Source organism: Nocardia amamiensis (assembly GCF_015477605.1).
Lineage (GTDB): Bacteria > Actinomycetota > Actinomycetes > Mycobacteriales > Mycobacteriaceae > Nocardia > Nocardia amamiensis_A.
The window spans coordinates 1-254 of sequence record NZ_JADLQX010000367.1 but is presented as its reverse complement, the minus strand read 5'-3'; the positions used below and the strand labels follow the sequence as shown (position 1 = coordinate 254).

Sequence of the window (254 nt, the reverse complement as noted above, 5' to 3'; positions counted from 1 at the left end):
GCAGCCCGCCACGATCAAGGACACCGTCATGGTCACCACCGCACTGAGGATGGCGCTGTGGCGGCGCGACCACGATGGTCACGCCGTCGACGAAGGACTGATCCATCACAGCGACGCGGGATCGCAAGGCGGATTCAACTGGTCGTTGCACCACCTTCGATCCGGAGGTGTGGAATGGGACGGCCGAGGGGCTGGGCGACAGCGGTAACGGGTAGGCCGGCGATGCGGTCGCCGGGACGGCCACCGGTGGCGCG

At 68.1% G+C, this 254-nt stretch carries 1 protein-coding gene; it reads left to right on the top strand.

The window, feature by feature from the left end; all coding sequences use genetic code 11:
* A partial coding sequence (locus tag IU459_RS39210; RefSeq protein ID WP_228839084.1) for a hypothetical protein occupies positions 1-208 on the top strand: 208 nt, incomplete at its 5' end.
* Positions 209-254: the final 46 nt, after the last annotated feature.